Below are 4,094 nucleotides of genomic sequence, written 5' to 3'. Positions count from 1 at the left end.
CCTTGGAGTCGGCGACGGCGCGGCCCCGGGCCACGGCGTCGTCCCAGGCCGCGCCCCGGTCGACCGGGGCGCGCTCGACGGTCGTCTCGCCCCTGAGGACGGACGCGGTCCACACCAGCGACCGCTCCAGGAAGTCCGCGCCATCGAAGACCGCGTCCGCGATGCCGAGTTCGAAGACCTGAGCGCCCTTGAGCTGACGGTTCTGGCTGAGGGAGTTCTCGATGATGACCGTGACCGCGCGGTCCGCGCCGATCAGGTTCGGCAGCAGCGCGCAGCCGCCCCAGCCCGGGACGAGACCGAGGAAGACCTCGGGCAGCGAGAACGCCGGCACGGCCTTCGAGACGGTGCGGTAGGTGCAGTGCAGTCCGACCTCGACACCGCCGCCCATCGCCGCGCCGTTGTAGTACGCGAACGTCGGCACGGCCAGTGCGGCGAGCCGCTTGAAGACCTCGTGGCCGCCCTTGCCGATGGCGAGGGCGTCCTCGTGCCGCTTCAGCAGCTCCACGCCCTTGAGGTCGGCCCCCACGGCGAAGATGAACGGTTTTCCGGTGAGGCCGACGCCGACGATCGAGCCGTCGGCGGCCTCCCGCTCGACCTGGTCGATCGCGGCGTCGAGGTTCGCGAGCGACTGCGGCCCGAAGGTGGTCGGCCTGGTGTGGTCAAGACCGTTGTCCAGCGTGATCAGCGCGAACCTGCCCGCACCGGACGGGAGATCGAGATGGCGGACATGCGCGCTGGTGACGACCTCGTCGGGGAACAGCACGGCCGCGCCCTTAAGGAGTTCAGCGGTGTTCACTTGGTGCCTCCGTCGAAGTGCGGGTTCTCCCAGACGACCGTCGCGCCCATACCGAAGCCGACGCACATGGTGGTGAGCCCGTAGCGGACCCCCGGCTGCTCCTCGAACTGGCGGGCCAGCTGGGTCATCAGCCGGACACCCGATGAGGCCAGCGGATGGCCGTACGCGATCGCGCCGCCGTACTGGTTGACGCGCGGGTCGTCGCCGTCGATGCCGTAGTGGTCCAGGAAGGCCAGCACCTGGACGGCGAACGCCTCGTTGATCTCGAACAGGCCGATGTCCCCGATGGAAAGGCCCGCCTTGGCGAGCGCCTTCTCGGTGGCCGGGATGGGGCCGTATCCCATCACCTCGGGCTCGACCCCGGTGTACGCGTACGACACCAGCCGCATCCGCACCGGCAGGCCCAGCTCGCGCGCGACCTCCTCGGAGGCGATGAGAGAGGCGGTGGCGCCGTCGTTGAGCCCGGCCGCGTTGCCCGCGGTGACCCGGCCGTGCGGGCGGAACGGGGTCTTGAGGCCCGCCAGGTTCTCCCGGGTGGTGCCGGGGCGCATCGGCTCGTCCTGGGTGGCCAGGCCCCAGCCGGTCTCGCCCGCCTGCGGGTCGGTGCGGCGGACCGACACCGGCACCAGGTCCTGCTGGATCTTTCCGTCCGCGTACGCCTTCGCGGCCTTCTCCTGCGAGCGTACGGCGTACTCGTCCGCGCGCTCCTTGGTGATCGCCGGGTAGCGGTCGTGCAGATTCTCGGCGGTCATGCCCATGAACAGGGCCGACTCGTCCACCAGCTTCTCGCTCACGAACCGAGGGTGGGGGTCGACGCCCTCGCCCATCGGGTGCCGGCCCATGTGCTCGACCCCGCCTGCCACCACGATGTCGTACGCGCCGAAGGCGATCGAACCGGCGGTCGTGGTCACGGCGGTCATCGCCCCCGCGCACATCCGGTCGATCGAGTACCCCGGCACGGACTGCGGCAGCCCCGCCAGGATTCCGGCCGTACGCCCGAGGGTGAGGCCCTGGTCGCCGATCTGGGTGGTGGCGGCGATGGCGACCTCGTCGATACGGGCGGGGTCGAGGCCGGGGTTGCGGCGCAGCAGCTCCCGGATCGCCTTGACGATGAGATCGTCGGCCCGGGTCTCGTGATAGATGCCCTTCGGGCCCGCCTTGCCGAAGGGGGTGCGGACGCCGTCGACGAAGACGACGTCCCTGACGGTACGAGGCACGATGGCTCTCCTCCAGGGTGCGGAATGGCACTGCTGCGGGGCGCGCTGAGCGCGCGCTTTCCCGCCCCTCATGCTACTTGTGGGTAACCATCGTGCCCAGCCCCCACGTCCCGAGCGTCGAACGTCACACGAACTTCCACTCCGGGGGCCTACACCCCGGGGCCCGCGCCCCCGGGCCTCGCCCGGCGGGGCTGGTCGTGCTGATCCGGGTCCGGATGGCTCAGCCGGTGCGGTGTCGGTGCGCACCCGGGTCCGTACCCGCGGGTCCGTACCGGGGGCGCCGCCCCCGAACCCGCCCCCTACGCCCTAGCGGGCGTGGAGGTGCCCCCAGCGCCTCAATCGCCGGCGGGGCTGGATTGTCTGGGCATGATCTCTTCCCCGCGGGGTTCGCCTGGGAGGTGCCCCCAGACAGAGCTGAAGGGTACGGACCGGGGGTCGCACATTCAGCCCGTCCGGCGATTGAGGACACGCCCGGAGGGCGTGCCGCCACGGCGGTGGCGTGGTGCCGACGGCGGGGACCCGACAGATCAGCTCCGCCTGGGGGCACTCCCTGGCTGCATCGGAGGCACCCCGTCCCGGGCGAAGCCCTGAGGGGATCGAGGAGCGGGGGTCGGGGCAAATGCCCCGGGGGAAGGTCCCCCGGGAGCAGGGGCAGGGGCAGGGGCGGGGGCTGGGCCCCTGGGCGCAGGCTGGGCGGTCCGGCCCCGTGGCCGGGCCCGCCAGGTCCGCGCCGGGCCCGCCAAGCCCACCAGGCCAAGGCTCACACGGCCGTGGCCGAGAGCGCGCGAGTCAGCAGCGGGGCCACCTGCGCGATCTGCCAGGGCCGCGCCCCGAGCACCGCGAGCGCGGCGGACACCGCCTCCACGGAGTGCTCCGCGGGCGGCTCCCAGCACACTCTCCGTACCGTGTCCGGCGCGATGAGGTTCTCCTGTGGCAGGTTCAGCTTCTCCGCCAGCGCCGAGACGCCGGCCCGCGCGGCGGACAGCCGGGCCGCCGCGACCGGGTCCTTGTCCGCCCAGGACCTCGGCGGCGGGGGGCCGCTCACGGTCTGGCCGGGCTGGGGCAGCTCGACGTCCGGGAGGGCCTTGGCGCGGTCGACGGCGGACTGCCACTGCTCCAGCTGGCGCCGCCCCATCCGGTGGCCGAAACCCGTCAGCGCGGTCAGGGCCTGCACATTCGGCGGCAGCGCCAGCGCGGCCTCGATGATCGCGCTGTCGCTGAGGATCTTCCCCGGTGACACATCACGCCGCTGGGCTGCCTTGTCCCGGGCCGTCCACAGCTCCCGTACGACCGCCATCTGCCGGCGGCGGCGCACCTTGTGCATCCCGGACGTACGCCGCCAGGGGTCCTTGCGCGGGGGCGGCGGCGGGGCGGCGGCGATCGCGGCGAACTCCTCGTGGGCCCACTCCAGCTTGGCCTGCCGGTCCAGCTCCGTCTCCAGGGCGTCGCGCAGATCGATCAGCAGCTCCACATCGAGCGCCGCGTACCGCAGCCAGGGGTCGGGCAGCGGGCGGGTGGACCAGTCGACCGCGGAGTGGCCCTTCTCCAGCGCGTACCCGAGGACCGACTCGACCATCGCGCCGAGCCCGACGCGGGGGAACCCGGCGAGCCGCCCGGCCAGCTCGGTGTCGAAGAGCCGGGTGGGGACCATGCCTATTTCCCGCAGACAGGGCAGATCCTGGGTCGCGGCGTGCAGAATCCACTCCGTACCGGCGAGGGCCTCGCCCAGTTCGGTGAGGTCGGGGCAGCCCACCGGATCGATGAGGGCGCTGCCCGCGCCCTCCCGGCGGAGCTGGACGAGATAGGCCCGCTGTCCGTAGCGGTAGCCGGAGGCGCGCTCGGCGTCGACGGCGACGGGACCGGTGCCCGCGGCGAACGCGGCGATCACCCCGGCCAGCGCGGTGGCGTCGGCGACCACCGGGGGAACGCCCTCCCGGGGCTCCAGCAGCGGGGTAGGAAGGTCTACGGCTGCGACGCCGGCGTCCGGGGGAGCGCCCCCGGCGGTTCGCAGTGCGGTCTCTGCTGCGGTGTCTTGGGCGTCGGTCACGTGTCAAGGGTATCCGTGAACGGAGTGCGCCCGT

3 protein-coding genes are annotated in these 4,094 nt (G+C 72.9%); all 3 read right to left on the bottom strand.

The genetic code is table 11. The features are described from left to right. On the bottom strand, positions 1-796 hold a 796-nt coding region (locus ACWF94_RS35320; protein ID WP_453498245.1), incomplete at its 3' end, for an enoyl-CoA hydratase/isomerase family protein. After that, positions 793-2,013: a thiolase family protein gene (locus ACWF94_RS35315; protein WP_453498242.1), complete on the bottom strand. Its 1,221-nt coding sequence runs from the start codon at positions 2,011-2,013 to the stop codon at positions 793-795. The genes ACWF94_RS35320 and ACWF94_RS35315, both read right to left, overlap by 4 nt. Before the next feature lie 760 nt (positions 2,014-2,773). Further along, positions 2,774-4,060 carry an HRDC domain-containing protein gene (locus ACWF94_RS35310; RefSeq protein WP_453498239.1) on the bottom strand — a complete coding sequence of 429 codons (1,287 nt, stop codon included), beginning with the start codon at positions 4,058-4,060 and terminating at the stop codon, positions 2,774-2,776. Between the last annotated feature and the right edge of the window lie 34 nt (positions 4,061-4,094).

The organism is Streptomyces sp. NPDC055078 (assembly GCF_053607985.1).
The sequence above is the reverse complement of the archived record's forward strand: the minus strand, read 5'-3'. Positions and strand labels throughout refer to the sequence as shown.